Annotated in this window: 16 protein-coding genes; 8 read left to right on the top strand and 8 right to left on the bottom strand. The window is 65.2% G+C overall.

Annotated elements, in window-relative coordinates:
• Positions 1-4 precede the first annotated feature (4 nt).
• Complete coding sequence (locus tag J2X57_RS01185) at positions 5-565, bottom strand: NUDIX hydrolase (RefSeq protein WP_052191261.1); 561 nt, start codon at positions 563-565, stop codon at positions 5-7.
• A gap of 143 nt (positions 566-708) precedes the next feature.
• Between J2X57_RS01185 and J2X57_RS01180 the strand changes: the two genes are divergently transcribed.
• From J2X57_RS01180 to J2X57_RS01170, 3 genes are all read left to right on the top strand, one after another.
• The gene (locus J2X57_RS01180) at positions 709-1,677 is read left to right on the top strand and encodes a hypothetical protein (RefSeq protein WP_309862788.1); all 969 of its coding nucleotides are present in this window, start codon (positions 709-711) and stop codon (positions 1,675-1,677) included.
• 217 nt (positions 1,678-1,894) lie between these two features.
• Entirely contained in the window at positions 1,895-3,385 is a 1,491-nt protein-coding gene (locus J2X57_RS01175) for an amino acid permease (RefSeq protein ID WP_309862785.1), read from the top strand.
• A 90-nt stretch (positions 3,386-3,475) separates the two neighbouring features.
• A complete protein-coding gene (locus J2X57_RS01170) occupies positions 3,476-4,924 on the top strand; it encodes an amino acid permease (RefSeq protein ID WP_043694146.1) in 1,449 nt (482 codons plus the stop codon).
• A gap of 372 nt (positions 4,925-5,296) precedes the next feature.
• Here the strand turns inward: J2X57_RS01170 and J2X57_RS01165 are convergent, their stop codons facing one another.
• Positions 5,297-5,629, bottom strand: coding sequence for a high-potential iron-sulfur protein (locus J2X57_RS01165; RefSeq protein ID WP_036112961.1), 333 nt, complete (start codon positions 5,627-5,629; stop codon positions 5,297-5,299).
• A 187-nt stretch (positions 5,630-5,816) separates the two neighbouring features.
• Here J2X57_RS01165 and J2X57_RS01160 point away from each other — a divergent pair, with 187 nt between their 5' ends.
• From J2X57_RS01160 to J2X57_RS01145, 4 genes are all read left to right on the top strand, one after another.
• Positions 5,817-6,461 carry a methylthioribulose 1-phosphate dehydratase gene (locus J2X57_RS01160; RefSeq protein WP_309862778.1) on the top strand — a complete coding sequence of 215 codons (645 nt, stop codon included), beginning with the start codon at positions 5,817-5,819 and terminating at the stop codon, positions 6,459-6,461.
• Positions 6,458-7,033 carry an acireductone dioxygenase gene (locus J2X57_RS01155; RefSeq protein WP_309862777.1) on the top strand — a complete coding sequence of 192 codons (576 nt, stop codon included), beginning with the start codon at positions 6,458-6,460 and terminating at the stop codon, positions 7,031-7,033. The genes J2X57_RS01160 and J2X57_RS01155 overlap by 4 nt, the downstream gene beginning before the upstream one ends.
• 209 nt (positions 7,034-7,242) lie before the next feature.
• The gene (gene mtnC / locus J2X57_RS01150; protein WP_309862774.1) at positions 7,243-7,926 is read left to right on the top strand and encodes an acireductone synthase; all 684 of its coding nucleotides are present in this window, start codon (positions 7,243-7,245) and stop codon (positions 7,924-7,926) included.
• Positions 7,910-8,983: a C13 family peptidase gene (locus tag J2X57_RS01145; RefSeq protein ID WP_309862772.1), complete on the top strand. Its 1,074-nt coding sequence runs from the start codon at positions 7,910-7,912 to the stop codon at positions 8,981-8,983. Before mtnC ends, J2X57_RS01145 begins: the two co-directional genes overlap by 17 nt.
• A gap of 28 nt (positions 8,984-9,011) precedes the next feature.
• Here the strand turns inward: J2X57_RS01145 and J2X57_RS01140 are convergent, their stop codons facing one another.
• The 3 genes from J2X57_RS01140 to J2X57_RS01130 are packed head-to-tail and all read right to left on the bottom strand — an operon-like array spanning position 9,012 to position 11,986.
• Positions 9,012-9,815, bottom strand: coding sequence for an amidohydrolase (locus J2X57_RS01140; RefSeq protein WP_308846796.1), 804 nt, complete (start codon positions 9,813-9,815; stop codon positions 9,012-9,014).
• On the bottom strand, positions 9,803-10,948 hold the full coding sequence (locus J2X57_RS01135) for a pyridoxal phosphate-dependent aminotransferase (protein WP_043694158.1): 1,146 nt from the start codon (positions 10,946-10,948) through the stop codon (positions 9,803-9,805). Before J2X57_RS01135 ends, J2X57_RS01140 begins: the two co-directional genes overlap by 13 nt.
• A gap of 9 nt (positions 10,949-10,957) precedes the next feature.
• A complete protein-coding gene (locus J2X57_RS01130) occupies positions 10,958-11,986 on the bottom strand; it encodes a LysR substrate-binding domain-containing protein (protein WP_081907467.1) in 1,029 nt (342 codons plus the stop codon).
• Positions 11,987-12,108: 122 nt separating this feature from the next.
• Here J2X57_RS01130 and J2X57_RS01125 point away from each other — a divergent pair, with 122 nt between their 5' ends.
• Positions 12,109-12,693, top strand: coding sequence for an FMN-dependent NADH-azoreductase (locus J2X57_RS01125; protein ID WP_309862766.1), 585 nt, complete (start codon positions 12,109-12,111; stop codon positions 12,691-12,693).
• Between the two features lie 66 nt (positions 12,694-12,759).
• Here the strand turns inward: J2X57_RS01125 and J2X57_RS01120 are convergent, their stop codons facing one another.
• From J2X57_RS01120 to J2X57_RS01110, 3 genes are all read right to left on the bottom strand, one after another.
• The gene (locus J2X57_RS01120) at positions 12,760-12,906 is read right to left on the bottom strand and encodes a hypothetical protein (RefSeq protein ID WP_156108724.1); all 147 of its coding nucleotides are present in this window, start codon (positions 12,904-12,906) and stop codon (positions 12,760-12,762) included.
• 232 nt (positions 12,907-13,138) lie between these two features.
• Complete coding sequence (locus J2X57_RS01115) at positions 13,139-14,098, bottom strand: ribonuclease H-like domain-containing protein (RefSeq protein WP_081907466.1); 960 nt, start codon at positions 14,096-14,098, stop codon at positions 13,139-13,141.
• Positions 14,095-16,533 (bottom strand): DEAD/DEAH box helicase, encoded by a 2,439-nt coding sequence (locus J2X57_RS01110; protein WP_309862760.1) that lies wholly within the window; start codon positions 16,531-16,533, stop codon positions 14,095-14,097. Before J2X57_RS01110 ends, J2X57_RS01115 begins: the two co-directional genes overlap by 4 nt.
• Positions 16,534-16,605 lie beyond the last annotated feature (72 nt).

Here is a 16,605-nt window from a genome sequence, read left to right as displayed (position 1 = left end):
CGCGCTACGACATCAGCGTATCGCGCATGACGAGCCACTTCGCCGCCATGCGTCGCAAGGACACATCCGCTTCCGGATCCGCCGCGATATCGGCGACCGGACGCCACGCCAGCGCGAGTGCTTCCTCGTTGACGACGAACGTCTCGTCGCCGCGCGCGACCACCACGTAACGCACGTCATGGTGCCAGTGCTCCGGCTCGTGTCCCCGTGCGGGGATGCGATGGGTATCGACGTCGAAGATGACGGGATGTACCTCGAGATCCCGCAGTCCGGTCTCTTCCCGCGCTTCGCGAAGGGCGACCTCGGCCAGGTCGGGATCGCCATCGGCATGACCACCCGGCTGAAGCCAGCGGCCGAGCTTGCGATGCAGCATGAGCAGAACGCGCTCGCCGTCGCCGCTGACCAGCCATGCGGAGCCGGTGAAGTGCCCGGCCAACGTCTCGCGATGGAATGGCTGCTCGCTATCGCGTAACCAGGCGACACATCGCTCCACATCCGGTTCGGCCGGCCATCGTTCGCCATAGTGACGAAAAGCATCGAGCAAGGCGTGGCGTTCGGCGTGCATGCGGGTGCTTCGGTGACGGTCGGGCTGAGCATTCTCGCACGACATTTTAGGACTAATCCGATGTTTTTCACCGGGCGTGGCCGCCTAGGATGGGTCCATGCGCACGACGCGCATGGCAGTTCAGCCCAGCAAGGAATCGCAGCATGCGCTACATCCCCAACGTCACCGCCCTCGTTCTCGCCCTGACGATACCCGCAGCCTTCGCCGCACAGGCGTCGCCGGAGCAGGAGTCGCCCCGCTTCACCGGCCCGCTCGTGACGCCCGCCGTCAACACGATGCCGATGGGGATGCTCAACATCGAGCCTTACCTCATCCATACGAATACGCGAGGCAGCTACGACAACACCGGCCACCGCCGCGAGCAGCATCCGATGTACCGCCAATGGCAGGTCGCCGTTCCCATGACGTACGCCCTGACCGACAGCAGTGCGGTTCAGCTCACGCTGAACGCCTCGCGCACGTCCGGCGGCGGACGGCATACCGACGGTCTTCGCATGGGCGACTCCGTACTGCGCGTGCAACAGCGCCTCATCGCTCCCGCGGCCGACGGCACCGGCCTGGTGCTGGCCCTGGCGGTGGCGCAGCGCTTCGTCACCGGCACATACCAGCGGCTGGACACCAATCCGCTGAATGCCACGGGCAACGGCGCCGCGCGAACCACGCTGAGCCTCGGCGCGCAGCAGCTGCACTGGCTGGCGAACCAGCACGCCCTGCGCTGGCGCGGGCAACTCGCCTGGAGCCCGTCGCCGGGGCACGTCAAGGTACACGACAGCAGCGTTTATGGCACCGCCGAAGGATTTCGCGGCCGGGCACGCGTCGGGCAGGCCTGGAACGCGACTCTTGCCGCCGAATATGTCCTCGACACGCACTGGGGCCTGGTCGGCGAAGCGATCTGGAACCGCGCGAGTGCGGTGTCCGTCAGCGGTCGGTCGCGCCACGGGCAGACGACCCGCCACCGTGTCGCAGCATCCCATGACATCAGCCTCGCTCCGGCGGTGGAGTACCACTTCAGCCCCACGATGGGGCTCATCGCGGGCGTCCAGTTCACCGTCGCGGGCCGCAACGCCGGCGACTACGTGGCACCGCAGGCCGCGCTGAACATGGTTTTCTGAGAAAGCAGCACCGCGCCATGCACAACCGCCGTAAGTCATGCTCGACATCCGCACCCTGTCCGTGCAGGGCCTTGGCACGCCCCGCATCGCAGCTTGTACGGCCAATGCCCGCTGGGCTATGGTGCCGTGCCAGCGCTTTAAGACAGCGGCGTGTCCACCGTGAGTCACGCGGCGGTCCCAATAATAAAAGGCTACATTCCGGTAGTAGGGGAGACACATGTTGAAACACCTGTTCGCGACGCATCCGATCGAGGCCGCGCCGCACGTAGACGCCGGTGAGCACATCAGCACCAGCGCCCACGGAAATAGCGAGCTGAAGCGCGTACTCACCGCGAAGCACCTGATCCTTCTCGGTGTCGGCGCCGTCATCGGTGCAGGTATCTTCGTCATCACCGGCCAGGCCGCCGCGCTTCACGCGGGTCCCGCACTGGTCATCAGCTTCCTTATCGCCGGTTTCGCCTGCGCCCTTGCCGGCCTCTGCTACGCCGAATTCGCGGCCATGCTCCCGGTCTCGGGCAGCGCCTACTCCTATTCCTATGCCACGCTCGGCGAGTACGTCGCCTGGTTCGTCGGCTGGAATCTCGTCCTCGAATACCTGTTCGCCGCCGCGACGGTCGCCGCGGGCTGGTCAGGCTATTTCAACGAACTGCTCGGCATGGTCGGCCAGTTCACCGGCAGCAATCTCGCCCTGCCCGCCGCCCTCGCGTCGGCGCCGTACCAGTTCGTCGAGGGGCATATCCAGGCGACCGGCACCCTGATCAACCTCCCCGCGGTCTGCATCATCGCGGCGCTGTCGGGCCTGTGCTACGTCGGTATCACTCAGTCGGCGTTCGTGAACTCGATCATCGTGGCGATCAAGGTCACCGTGATCCTGCTGTTCCTCGCTTTCGCCATCCAGGTGATCAACCCGTCCAACTGGCATCCGTTCATCCCGGAAGCGGAAGGCCCGGGTACCTACGGCTGGGGCGGCATCTTCCGCGCCGCGACCATCGTGTTCTTCTCCTATGTCGGCTTCGATGCGGTCTCCACCGCCGCCGGCGAAGCGAAGAACCCGCAGCGCGACATGCCGATCGGCATTCTCGGCTCGCTCGCCATCTGCACGGTGCTGTACATCGCCGTCGCGCTGGTCCTGACCGGTATCGCCCCGTTCCGCATGCTCAACACGCCGGAGCCGGTCGCCACCGCGCTTGGTCTGTATCCGCATCTGTCCTGGCTGAAAGCGCTGGTCATCCTCGGTGCGATCACCGGCCTGTCCTCGGTCATCCTCGTGATGCTCATGGGCCTGCCGCGCATCTTCTTCTCGATGGCGAAGGACGGCCTGCTTCCGCAGACCATGGCCAAGGTGCATCCGAAGTTCCGCACGCCGTATATCGGCACGATCATCGTGGGCGTCGCCGCGGCCGCCATGGCCGGTCTGTTCCCCGTCAGCGTGCTCGGCGAACTTGTCTCCATGGGTACCCTGCTCGCCTTCGCCACCGTCTGCATCGGCGTGCTGATCCTGCGTTACACCCGTCCGGAGCTGAAGCGCAGCTTCCGCGTTCCGTTCGTCTGGCCGATCTGCATCATCGGCGCCCTCGCCTGCGTCTACCTGTTCTGGCAGGCGTTTGAAGAACACTGGCGGCTGATGTGCGGCTGGATCGTCATCGGCCAGCTGATCTACTTCGGCTACGGTTACGCACACAGCAAGTTGCGCAAGTCGCTCTCCTGATCGACACGCGCACGTGACAAGGCCGGCGGGCTCCCGCCGGCCTTTCCGTTTGCGGCTATTCTCTTAACGTCTTTTCTTTCCGGGCCGCCCATGCTCAAGCAGTTACTCGCCAAGAAAGCCCCTCAGGCTGAACCCGACGACGCGCACGGCCCCGCCCTGCGCCGCACCCTTGGCCCCTGGGGTTTGACCGCGCTGGGCATCGGCGCGGTCATCGGCGGCGGCATCTTCGTCATCACCGGCGTCGCCGCGGCGGAGCACGCAGGCCCGGCGATCATCATCTCCTTCATCCTCGCGGCCATCTGCAGCACGTTCACCGCGCTGTGCTATGCCGAGTTCGCCTCGATGATTCCCGTTTCCGGTAGCGCGTACTCCTACGCGTACGCCACCCTCGGCGAAGGTGCCGCCTGGTTCATCGGCTGGAACCTCGTCCTCGAATATGGCGTCTCGGCGTCCGCCGTCGCTGTCAGCTGGACGGGCTATTTCGTCAGCTTGCTCGACCACGTCGGCATTCATATCCCGACCGTCCTGACCAACGCGCCGCTCGATTACGTCGATGGCCACCTGGTCACCACCGGCGCCCTGTTCAATCTTCCGGCCGTAGGTATCGTGCTGGCTCTGACCTGGCTCTGCTACGTCGGCATCCGCGAGTCCGCCGGCATCAACATGGCGATGGTGCTGCTGAAGACCGCCCTGATCATCACCGTGATCGTGGTCGGCGCACAGCACATCGATACCGCCAACTGGCACCCGTTCATCCCTGAGAACCAGGGAGAGAACAAGTACGGCTGGTCCGGTATTCTGCGCGGCGCCTCCATGGTGTTCTTCGCCTACATCGGCTTCGAGGCGACCTCGACGGCGGCGCAGGAATCCAAGAACCCGCAGCGCGACATGCCTATCAGCACCCTCGCCTCGCTCGGCATCTGCACGGTGCTGTACATCGCCATGGCCGCCGTGCTGACCGGCCTCGTCCCGTTCACCGAGCTCGGAACGTCCGAGCCGGTCGTCACCGCCATCCGCAACCATCCGGAACTCGGCTGGTTGCGCGGCGTGGTCGAAGTGGGCGCCCTCATCGGCTTGTCCTCGGTGGTGCTGGTCATGGTCATCGCCCAGCCACGCATCTTCATGATCATGGGTCGCGACGGGCTGCTGCCGAAGGTGTTCACCACCGTGCACCCGAAGTACCGCACGCCGCACCTCAACACGGTGATCACGGGCGTCGGTATCGCGTTGCTCGCCGCCGTCTTCCCGTTGAACGTTCTCGGCGACCTGACCTCGATGGGCACGCTCATCGCCTTCTGTGCCGTGTGTGGCGGCGTCCTGATCCTGCGCTTCACCGCACCGGGGCTCCCGCGTACTTTCCGTGTGCCCTGGGTCTGGTTCACCTGCCTCGCCGGCATCGCCAGCTGTATCGCCCTGCTGTTCTACATGAGCTGGTACAACTGGGCGCTGATGGGCGCGTGGACCCTGATCGGCATGGCCATCTATGGCGCGTACGGGTATCGCCACAGCCGGCTGAAGCACGGCTCCTCACGCGTGTAAGCCGCTAACAAAAATCTTACAGAAAGTATTAGGTTTTCGTTGGAAGGTCTTGTTTTGCGACGAGATAGGCAGAAATTAGCCTGTCATTTAACTGCCATTGGCAGCCTGCGGCGGGAGGGGAGTATGATCCTCAGTCCGCGGGTAAATCACTTGGCAGTGGGCCCCGGATTGCCGCCCAGCGCGTCAGGCGGGTCAGCTCCTCGGCCTGACGCGCTTGGGCTGCATTTTGCGATTCCCATGATTTCATGGGCTGGAAAGGCCGGCTGTGGAGCTGGCCTTTTTCTTTGGTTGGGCTCGGGAAAGCGGTCCGTCCGGCCCACCACAAAAAAAGCGCCCGAAGGCGCTTTTCCCTTTTCCACCGTCAGGCCGGAATCACATCATCGCGGCGTGCGAAACGCACCAGCCCTTGGCGGCCACGGCCTTGCCGGGGAACAGCTGGCATGGGCCCCATGCGGCGCCGGCCTTTCCGCTGTAGAAGTTACAGTTCATGCAGGCGTCCTTCGGATCCTTCTTGCCAGCGGCCTTGCTGCCGTCCTCGACGTATTTCAGCGCCGAAGCCGTCGGGTCGCTCGTGGCGAGGTGCGGCAGGTCCTGCGCGTTCGCGAAACGCGGCACCGTCCCGAGGACCGCCGCAGCGGCCACGCCGCCAGCGGCGGCCTTGAGGAAGCGGCGGCGCCCCTCCATATTCTTATCGTCTTGCGACATTGGTTAACCTCCGTCGATAAAGCAACCTGCGGGCCAGATGGCTCGCACCCAGTTGAAGCGTACGCGATTTGCCAAAATAGCAGTGGTTCGCATTCCGCTCCGCGACGTCTGGTCGCAGCAGACCGGAAAAAAAGTCCGCCTTGGCGTGCGTGATACACTTCATACCCGTTTGGACGTCCAAATCTCCATGTCGAAGACCCTGTCCCACCTCGATCCCGCCCTGCTCGCCGAGCGCGCCGACGCCATCGCCGATGCGGCACGCGAGCTTGCGGCCTTCGGCTGGACTCCGGCGACCAGCAGCAACTTCTCGATGCGGATCGACGACGAGCTCGCCGCCATAACGATTTCCGGCCGCGACAAGGGTCGGCTGGGACGCGACGACATCATGGTCGTCGACATGGATGGCAAGGCCGTCGGCTCGGACAACCGACCTTCCGCCGAGACCGGACTCCATACGCAGGTGTATCGCCGTTTTCCCGAAGCCAACGTCGTGCTGCACACGCATTCGCGAACGCAGAGCGTCTGCTCGCGCCTGTTTGCAGATGAGGGCCGGGTGCGCCTCGAAGGCTGGGAGCTGCAGAAGGCCATCACGGGCTACACCACGCATGAAAGCGTGCTCGACATCCCCGTTTTCCCCAATACCCAGCACATGCCGGAGCTCGAAGCCCGTGTGGACGCCTGGATCGACTCCGGCAAGCCGCTGTATGCCTACCTGATCAACGGGCACGGCATCTACACGTGGGGTCGGGACATGGCCGAGACGCGCCGTCACCTTGAGGCACTCGAATTTCTGCTGGGCTGCGAACTCGACCTGAGGAGGCTAACCCCATGAGCCGTCTGCGCATCTACGAAGACAACAAGCACGAAGCGCCGGTCGCGGTGCTCGAGAATCATGCCGACATCGCAGCGGCGCTCCATGCGGTCGGCGTGCGCTTCGAGCAGTGGGAAGCCGGCCAGCCAATCGCCCCGGGTGCGACGCAGGACGAAGTCATCGCCGCCTACCGCACCGACATCGATCGGCTGATGGCGGAGAACGGCTATCGGTCGGTCGATGTCATCAGCCTCAAACCCGATCACCCCGATCGTGCCGCGTTCCGCGAGAAGTTCCTCAACGAGCACACGCACAGCGAAGACGAAGTACGCTTCTTCGTCGCGGGTGCCGGTCAGTTCACCCTGCATCTCGACGGCAAGGTGTACGAGGTGCTTTGCGAAAAGGGCGACCTGATCGGCGTACCGGATGGCACGCCTCACTGGTTCGACATGAGCGAGTCGCCCTACTTCGTGGCTATTCGCCTGTTCACCAACACCGAGGGCTGGGTGGCGAACTTCACCGGAACGGATATCGCGGAGCGCTTCCCGCGCATGAACCCGCACGCGTCCGCCGGGCAGACCAGCGAAGCCTGAGTCCTGCCCGCGACGGGCTTCGGCCGGCGCGCACGACGGCTCTCACCACCTCGCGGATGACCTCCGCGAGGTGGTGGCTGGGGTTGGATACCCCGCCTTAGCCAGCGAGCCTGTTCACGTTCCGCGACCTCCCGTGACGCCCGGCCATTCCGCCGGCCCTGGTCGTCGTTTATCCTGCATGGTCTCCCCGCCCCGCAGGCTTCCCCCGCATGTCCGATATCCGCGCCGTCCTCACCGACATCGAAGGCACCACCAGCTCGATCGACTTCGTCAAGGACGTGCTGTTTCCGTATGCCCGTCAGCACCTGCCGGCCTACGTGGAAACACATACGGACGAACCCGAGGTACAGCACTGGCTGCACGAAGCCGCCAAAGAGGCTGGCATCGTCGAGGCGACACGGGGTGAGATCATCGACCTGCTGATTCGCTGGATCGACGAAGACCGCAAGTCCACGGCCCTGAAGGCGCTGCAGGGCATGATCTGGCGTGAAGGTTACGAGTCGGGCGTTTACACCTCCCACATGTATCCCGAAGTAGCGGGACGCCTGCGGGCCTGGCATCAGCAGGGGCTCTCGCTCTACGTGTATTCGTCGGGTTCGGTGCCCGCGCAGAAGCTGCTGTTCGGCTTCACGGAAAACGGCGATCTCACTCCTCTGTTCTCCGGCTACTTCGATACGCACACGGGTCACAAGCGCGAAACGGAGTCGTACCGAAAGATCGCCGAAGCGATCGGTCTCGAACCCGCGCAGGTTCTGTTCCTTTCCGACATCCGCGAAGAGCTCGACGCCGCCCGCGATGCCGGCATGCTCACCACCCACCTCATCCGTCCGCCGCTTCCGCTGGTGGACGCCGGCCACCCCGCCGTAACGGATTTCGATGCCATCATTCCTTGATCCACGCCGACGCACGGCGATCTACGTGCTGGCCGCGTTCGCGGTCGGCGTGCTGGGAACCGTCGGCGTCCTTCGTTTCGGGCCTGCTCCCGTGACGACGCGACCCGTCGCCGCTGTCTCCGCGCCCGGGGTTGCGCCGGCGCCGGTTGCGACGACCGCCGGGCCGGCCAGGCCGGCAAGCACGTCCGCTCCTGCGACAGCGATCGATGACGCCGACAACGATCAGCCCGTCGAGCTCGACGCGAGCGCGTGGCCGGACGATGCTCCCACGCCAGAGCAGGTTTTCTCCGCACAGCCTGATCAGGTCAGAGCATCGCTGGCCAGGCTGGCGAAGCGCCGACCGGGAAAGACCAACGTCTACGCCATCGCTTTCGCGGGCGACGGCTCCGAGGACGTGTTCCGCAACGAGGCCGAGTACCTGGATCGCCTGATGACGACGCGGTTCGGCAGCCCGGGGCATACGCTGGTGCTGGAGAACAATCCGGCAACGCTGTCGACCCATCCCCTCGCCAGCTGGACCAATCTCGAGGCCGCCCTGACCGGACTGTCGAAGGTGATGGACCCGAAGGAAGACGTGTTGCTGCTCTATGTCGCGACCCACGGCGGCAGCGACCACTCCCTGCTCGTGGATATGGATCCGATTCCGCTGGATCAGCTCGACGTCGACGGCCTGGCCGATATCTTCGCCAAGCACCCGTTCCGCTGGAAGGTCGTGGTGGTCAACGCGTGCTACTCCGGCGGCTTCGTCCCGAAGCTGCGCGGCGAAGGCACCCTGGTCATGACCTCGGCGCGCACCGACCGCACCTCGTTCGGCTGCGGCGCCGACTCGGACATCACGTACTTCGGCCGTGCCTGGCTCACCGACGGACTGAATGCCACCAGCGATTTCGTGGAAGCCTTCGGTAAGGCGAAGACGGAAATCGCGGCGTGGGAGAAGAAGGATTCGCTCGAGGCGTCGGAGCCGCAGATCGACGTCGGTGAGGGCATCGAAGACAAGCTGGCAGCGTGGCGGAAGGGCCTCAAGGCGGGGCCGGTAGTGCCGTTCAGCGCAAGGTAGGGCGCGCCCCGCGCGCTCCTACATCCGGTCAGACCGACACGTCCAGAGAGAACCGATCCGCGTCCATCCAGGCAGGAAACCGCTCGCGGTGCGCCTGCAACGGCTTCGGATCGAGCACGAGGGTGACCACCTGCTCCTGCGGCCCCAGTTCGACCAATGGCTCGCCCACCGGATCGATGACCGCGCTGTCGCCCGCGTACGGATGGTCGTTACCGTCCACCCCGACGCGATTCACGCCGATCACGTAAGCCAGGTTCTCGATCGCCCGCGCACGCAGCAAGGTGCGCCACGGCTGACGACGCGGCGCCGGCCAGTTGGCGACGAACAGCGCGAGGTCGTAATCCATGCCGCCCGCGGCTTCCTCACGACGACCGTTGCGCAGCCACACCGGGAAGCGCAGGTCGTAGCAGACCTGCGGAAGGATACGCCACCCCTTGAGCTCGACGATCAGGCGCTCGTTACCGCCACCGTAGCGCGTGTGCTCGCCCGCCATGCGGAACAGGTGTCGCTTATCGTAGTAAGCCAGCGAGCCATCGGGCGACGCCCAGATCAGCCGGTTGAAGACCGTCTCGCCTTCGCGGATCACCAGACTGCCGGTGATCGTGGCATTCACTTCGCCGGCCAGCGCACGCATCCATGCGACGCTCGCGCCGTCCATGGTCTCGGCATTGCCGAGCGTGTCGTTGGTGAAGCCCGACAGAAAGGTTTCCGGCAGAACGAAGAGGTCGCTCCGCGCGGCGCCGCGCACCAGCGCGCCGTAATACTCGCGGTTAGCCGCCGCGTCGTGCCAGCGGGTCGCGCCCTGGATAAGCGTGACGGTCAGAGTTTGCACAGCAGCTCCGCGGCGGCTTCCATGGTGGCGTCGTTCTTCGCGAAGCACAGCCGGACCAGCCGCGTGTCCGGGGCGCTTTCGTAGAACGGGCTCAACGGAATGGCGGCGACGCCGCCCTCGCGCACGAGCCATTCACTGAAATTGATGTCGTCGAGATCGCGGATCGCGCTGTAATCGACCAGCTGGAAGTATCCGCCCGGCACGTCCAGCAGCTTCAGTCGCGACGGTGCGAGCAACTCGCGAAAACGATCGCGCTTGGCCTGATAGAAGGCGGGAAGCTCGAGGTAATGCTCCGGCGTGGACTCGAGGAACTCGGCAAACGCCTGCTGCGCCGGATTGAAGGTGCAGAAGGTCAGGTACTGATGCACCTTGCGGAACTCGGCGGTCAGCGCCTTCGGCGCGATGGCATAGCCGACCTTCCAGCCCGTGCAGTGATACGTCTTGCCGAACGACGAAACGACGATGCTCCGCGTGGCGAGTTCCGCATGGCGCAGCACGCTCTGATGCTCGGCGCCATCGAACACGATGTGCTCGTAGACCTCATCGGACAGCACCACGATGCCGGAATCGCGCACGATGGACGCGAGCTCGTCGAGATCGGCGCGCGAGAGGACCGCACCCGACGGGTTATGCGGCGAATTGATCAGGATCATGCGCGTCTTCGGCGTGATCGCGTCGCGAACCCTCTGCCAGTCGATGCCAAAGGAGGGCAAGGTCAGCGGAATATGCACGGCGGCCGCGCCCTGCAGTTCGATGGCCGGCTCGTAGCTGTCGTAGCACGGATCGAAGACGATGACCTCGTCACCGGCGCGCACGACGGCGGCGATGGCCGAGAACAGCGCTTCGGTGGCGCCCGAGGTGACCGTTACTTCCGTATCGGGACTGACCCGATGGCCGTAGAGCCGCTCGGTCTTGAGGGCGATCTGCTCGCGCAGCTTCGGGATGCCGACGCCCGGCGCATACTGATTTTTGCCCTCGGCCATGGCGCGCGTGACCGCGTCGCGCAGTGCCTCCGGCGGCTCGAAATCGGGAAAACCCTGCCCCAGATTCACCGCCTTGTGTTCCAGCGCGAGCTGGCTCATGACACTGAAAATCGTCGTGCCGACCTTGGGAAGCTTGGTTTCGAGCTGCATTGAACGCCCTTATTCGTTTGGACGGCCAAACGCCGCCGAATGATCCGATCCTAACATGCGCGCCATCTGCAGCGCCCCTGCCTGGGCGGGATCACCCGCCACCGTCTCGCAGTCCTTATGGAAGTCCGACCGTGCCTTGGGCAGCCGTTCGGCGAGGAAGTCGACGAAACTGCGGATCGCCGGTAGCAGGCCACGCCGGCTCGGGTAGACGAAGTGCAACGTACCCTGGGCGGTGGTGTAATCCGGAAGCACCCATTCCAGCTGACCGTTGGCGATCAGCGGACCGCAATACTCCTCGGGAAGCAAGGCCACACCGCAACATTGGACGGCGGCGGCGATCAGCACCGAAAAATCGCCGCTGACCAGACGCGGCTTCACTTCGACAGCGGCCTTCTTGCCGCTGGCATCGACCATCTCCCACACCTGCGCACCCTCGTGCTCGAACATCGACAGCGCCGGCACCTGGGCGAGATCGTCCAGCGTCTTCGGTCGGCCGTAGCTGTCAAGAAACTTCGGACTCGCCACGAGCAGGCTGCGCGCGTAGCCGATGCTGCGAAGGACCAGCGTGGCGTCGCTGTCCAGCTTTTCGCGCACGCGGATCGCCACGTCGAAGCCCTCACCGATCAGGTCGACCCGGCGATTGGTCGCGGTAACGCGGACCTGGACCTTGGGGTGCTCGAGCAGAAAAGCCGGCAGCATCGGGCCCAGTACGTTCTGGGCAAGGGAGATCGGGCAGCTGACTCTCACCACGCCACGGGGTTCCGTGCGCAGTTCGTCCACCGCATCCTGTGCGGCGCGGGCCTCTTCGAGGACGGCGCGGCAGTGCTGGTAGAAGCGTTCGCCGATCTCGGTAACGACGAAGCGGCGCGTCGTGCGCTGTAACAGCCGGACTCCCAGACGGTCTTCGAGCTGGGCGATCCGCTTGCTGAGGCGCGACTTGGGGATACCCAGGGCCCGCCCCGCCGCCGAAAAACCCCCATGTTCCACCACCGAGGCGAAGAAATAGAGGTCGTTGAGGTCCTGCAGCGCGCCTTCCATCGGGGAGTCCGTCGTTTCTCGTTTAGAACAATCAGTCTACCTCACGCCGACTAATCAAGGCATTGTGCGCGGGGTAACTTGTCGGCATACCGCCACGGCGGCCCTTGTCGAGGAATCTGTCCATGAAACTCCTGCATATCGATGCCAGCGCGCTGGGCGCCCACTCGGTCTCCCGCGGCCTGACTTCGGCCATCGTCGCCGAATTCGTCGCCAACCATCCCGATGTCGAAGTCACCTATCGCGACGTCCACGCCGAGCCGTTGCCGCACTGGGCATTGCCGGCCGGCGAAGACGATCCGCAGGCCGCCGAAGGCGCCAGGGTGATGGAGGAGTTCCTTACCGCCGACGTCGTGGTCATCGGTGCGCCGATGTACAACTTTTCCATCAGCAGCTCGCTCAAGGCCTGGATCGATCGCATCACGGTCGCCGGAAAGACGTTCCGCTACACCGCGACGGGGCCCGAAGGCCTGGCCGGCGGCAAGCGTGTCATCGTGGCGTCGTCGCGAGGCGGCATCTACAGCGCCGGCAGCCCGGCGGCGGCAATGGATTTTCAGGAGCCCTATCTGAAGGCACTGTTCGGCTTCCTGGGCGTGACCGACCTCGAATTCGTCCGAGCGGAAGGTGTCGCCATGGGCGACGATCACAAGGCCCAGGCGATCGGCGGCGCGGTGGCCGGCATCGGCGGCCTGCTGCGCAAGGCCGCCTGATCGTCAGCGCCGCCGGGCTTCGTGCTTGAAGAAAGGCCGCGCATCGCAGGATGCGCGGCCTTTTTACTAGGAGCCCTGCTTACCGGGCTTGTCGTTGGGCATGTTCTGGGATTCTTTCGGATGCCCCTCGCCCGGAACCTTCGGCGTGCCGTGCGACGGCTTGGGGTTGTCCTCGCGGTAGCCAGGTGTCGGCTGTTTAGTGTCGTTGCTCATTGTCGGTACCTCCGGATCGGTGGCGCTGCTGACACGCGGCGTGCCCACATTCGCAGCCGGCGCCTCCCATTTGGCTCTCAGACGCCATGCGGCAGCTCTCGCTGCAGAAGTCCCTGGACACCGGCACCTGGCAGTTACAGCCGGCGTGATCGCAGGGTTTCGTGGCTTCGTTCATGACGCGAACTCCTCACCGCATGGTTTTGATCCTCGTCGAGCGTGCGCGGCCCAGCGTCTATTTTTTGTAATCGGCCAGCGAAGCCGCCAGGGCGTCCTTCGCCGCCCAGCCATGCGCCTCGATCAGGAGGCCGCTGAGGCTGCGCACGTCCTGCAGGTTATGGTCTGCGACGCGGATCAGGTCCGTCGATGCGCCGCCACGCAGGTAGGAGAGCCACGCACGTGGCGCTTCAGACCCCGGCAAGTCGTCTTCGCGGACGATACGCAACAGCCGACGTTCGGCCGTCTGCATCTTGCAGTTCTCCCAGTCCTGCCTGTAGCGCCGCCGCATCGGGTGCAGCAGGTCGACGTGCGTCAGGCCGGATAACGGATTCGTAAGCCGGGCCAGCCGGTAACGCGTGGCGAGCAATGGCGCGTCGTACGACTTGCCGTTGTAGCTGACGAGCACCGTGTGCGGATCGATCCATTCGGAGAACGCCTTCAGCATCGCCGTCTCGGCGGCCATGGTCGTGATGTAGAGCTGACGCACGCGGAGCGCGCCGTCGTGCCAGTCGGCGGCGCCGATCATGAAAGCGCGTGTACCCGTCCCGCCGGCGAGGCCCGTGGTTTCCGTGTCGAAGTGCAGCAGGTGCTCGCGCCGCGCCGTGGCGAGACGCGCGAAGGTCAGGTCGAACTCGGCGGGCGGTTCGGACGAGGCGAAACGCTTCTCGAGAAGACGCAGGCCGGGGGAAAGCTCATCGCCGGGAACGTCACGGGTGTACGAGCGCAAAGGAGCGCGGGGCTGACTGACGCGTTCGCGTACGCCAGCCATGCGGCGCAGCGCGGCCAGATCGATACCGGGACGAGGCTCTTTCGCCGACAGGGTTGGCTCCCGCCGGGCCGTCTGGCCCGGTGACTCGGACGAAGCATCCCCGGTGGATCGTCCCCTGGCGGGAGCCGATCCTGTCGGCGCTGGCCCGGACTCGCGAATGCCCGCCTGCTTCCTGAGCGCCCGCAGCCGCGCGGCCAGATCACTCATGCATCGCCACCGATCCGCGCATCGGCACCCAGCAACCTCAGCACGCGAGCCGTCAGCGCACGCGGCGTGTTCTCACCGCGCGCTTCATCAGCCGCCAGCACCGGTCCGACACAGGCCGGACAGCCCGCCTTGCACTCGCAGCCTTCGACGGTCGCCAGCGCATGCCGAAGCAGCTCAGACGAGCGGTGAAACAACGGCTCGCTGAGGCCGACGCCGCCGGGAAAGTTGTCGTACAGATAGACGGTGGGCAGGAACCGCTCGAGCGCGTCCGGCAGCGCGATGCCTCCATCAGGCGCATGGATCTGCCCGCGACCGGAGGAGTCCACCTGCGCTGACCATCCCCCGTCACCCGAACCGACCGCTTTCTGCAGGTCGCGCGCCTCGGCCATGACTGCGACGATGGCCGAAGTGTGCAACGCATACGCCGCACCCAGAAACCCGTCCAGGGCGTGCTGACGCGAACGGAACGCTTCGTCCAGTACCGTCTGCGGCAGCTGCCACCACACCGCGGTGGAATGCAGTTCCTGATCGGGCAGGTTCACCGGCCCGTAGCCGATGTTCTCGTGCGTGTAGTAACGAATCTTCTTGTAACCCGATACCCGACGCACGACGTGCACCTCACCGTGGCGCGAGCTGCCCTGCCCTGCCTTGCTGCCGTCGAAACACTCCAGCTCCTTGAGCTTGGTGTAGTCGATGGCGTCGGTGTAGTAGTCGACACGCGTTCGCGTGCAATACGCCTTGCGGCCTTCCCAGTCGAGCCTCTCGACCTGGTAGGGCACCGACTGGATCATGTGGATCGCACCCTCGTAAAGCGTCAGAGCGGCGGCGGAATAGTCGACCTCGGCGATGATCGTCTGGCGCCCCTCCGTCCGGTCGACGACGACGAAATTGCCGTCCGCGACCGAGCGCAGGCTCACCGCGTTCGCCGGGTGGGAGTCGGCGATCCATTCCCAGCGGTCACCCTCGCGATGCAGCACCTCCGACTCGGCGAGCACCGTGAGATAGGGTTCCGCGTCATCGGGACCGAAGGTATCCCCGGCGAGAAAAGGCAGCTCGAACGCGGCGCAACGGATGTGGTCGAGCAGGATGAGCGGCTGGTCCGGCTGGATGCGTGCGTGCTCGGGCGTCGCTTCGGTCAGGAAGGCCGGGTGCCGCATGAGGTACTGGTCCAGCGGAGCACTGGTCGCGACGAGCACGCCCAGAGACGGCTGCTGGCGGCGCCCGGCACGACCGAAGCGCTGCCATGTCGCCGCGATGGAACCCGGATACCCGTTGAGGACGACGGCGTCGAGGCTGCCGATGTCGACACCCAGTTCGAGCGCGGACGTCGACACGATCCCGTCCACGTCGCCGGCTCGCATCGCACGCTCGACTTCACGCCGCTCCGTCGGCAGATAGCCGCCCCGGTAGGCGCGAATGCGTGCGGGCTTGCGGGTGTCGTGATCGAAGACGTCCTTCAGGTACTTGGTCAGCACTTCGACCATCAGCCGTGACTGGGCGAACACCAGGGTTTTCATCTTCGCCTTGATGGCGACGCGGGCGATCAGGTTGGTCTGCGAGCGCGCCGACGCCCGCAGGCCCAGATCCGGATTGATCACCGGCGGATTCCAGAGCAGCACGTGCTTGTCACCGCTGGGCGCACCGCTGGACGAGATGGTGACCACCTCGTCCTCGATCAGCGCCTGCGCATGCTCGGTGGCATTGCCGATGGTGGCCGAGCAGAGCACGAACTGCGGCGTGACACCGTAGAAGGCGCAGATCCGCTTCAGCCGGCGCAGCACGTTGGCCAGATGGGAACCAAAGACGCCCCGGTACGTGTGGATCTCATCGATTACCACATAACGCAGGTTTTCGAAGAACTGTGCCCACTTGGTGTGATGCGGAAGAATCGCCTGGTGCAGCATGTCCGGATTGCTGACCACCACGTCGCCGTGCAGGCGGATGGCCTGCCTTGCGTCGCCCGGCGTGTCGCCGTCGAAGGTGAAGGCCTTGATGCCCAGGTCGCCCGCCCGGTTGATATCCAGCAGTTCGGCGACCTGGTCCTGCGCGAGCGCCTTGGTCGGAAAGAGGTACAGCGCCTTGCCGCCGGTTTCCAGAACCGAGGAAATCACCGGCAAGGTGTAGCAGAGCGTCTTGCCGGAGGCGGTCGGCGTGGCCACGAGGACGTTACGCCCCGCACGCGCGGCATCCCAGGCCTCCTGCTGGTGGCTGTAGAGGCGTTCGATGCCTCGGGCGGTAAGCGCCCGCGAGAGTCCTTCGGGCAGGTCCGAAGGCAACGGGACGAAGCTGCCCTCCCGTCCGAATACGGTGAACGCCGTGGCGACCCGGTCGCCGTATTTATCGGTCAGGCGACTGGCGAGCGTACGCCCGTCGTGGCTCGTGGCCAGAACCGAGTCGGCCTCGTCGGTACGTCGGGCTTGAAGATAAGCGGCCATGAAGGGCATCCGGACAGGAAGATGCCCCTTATCCCCCAGCCCGATCTCATATCCTGCGACAGAGCGACCAGG

This window comes from Luteibacter sp. 1214 (assembly GCF_031455395.1).
GTDB lineage: Bacteria > Pseudomonadota > Gammaproteobacteria > Xanthomonadales > Rhodanobacteraceae > Luteibacter > Luteibacter mycovicinus.
Note: the sequence above shows the minus strand (reverse complement) of the source record. Positions and strands in the feature narration are given on the sequence as shown.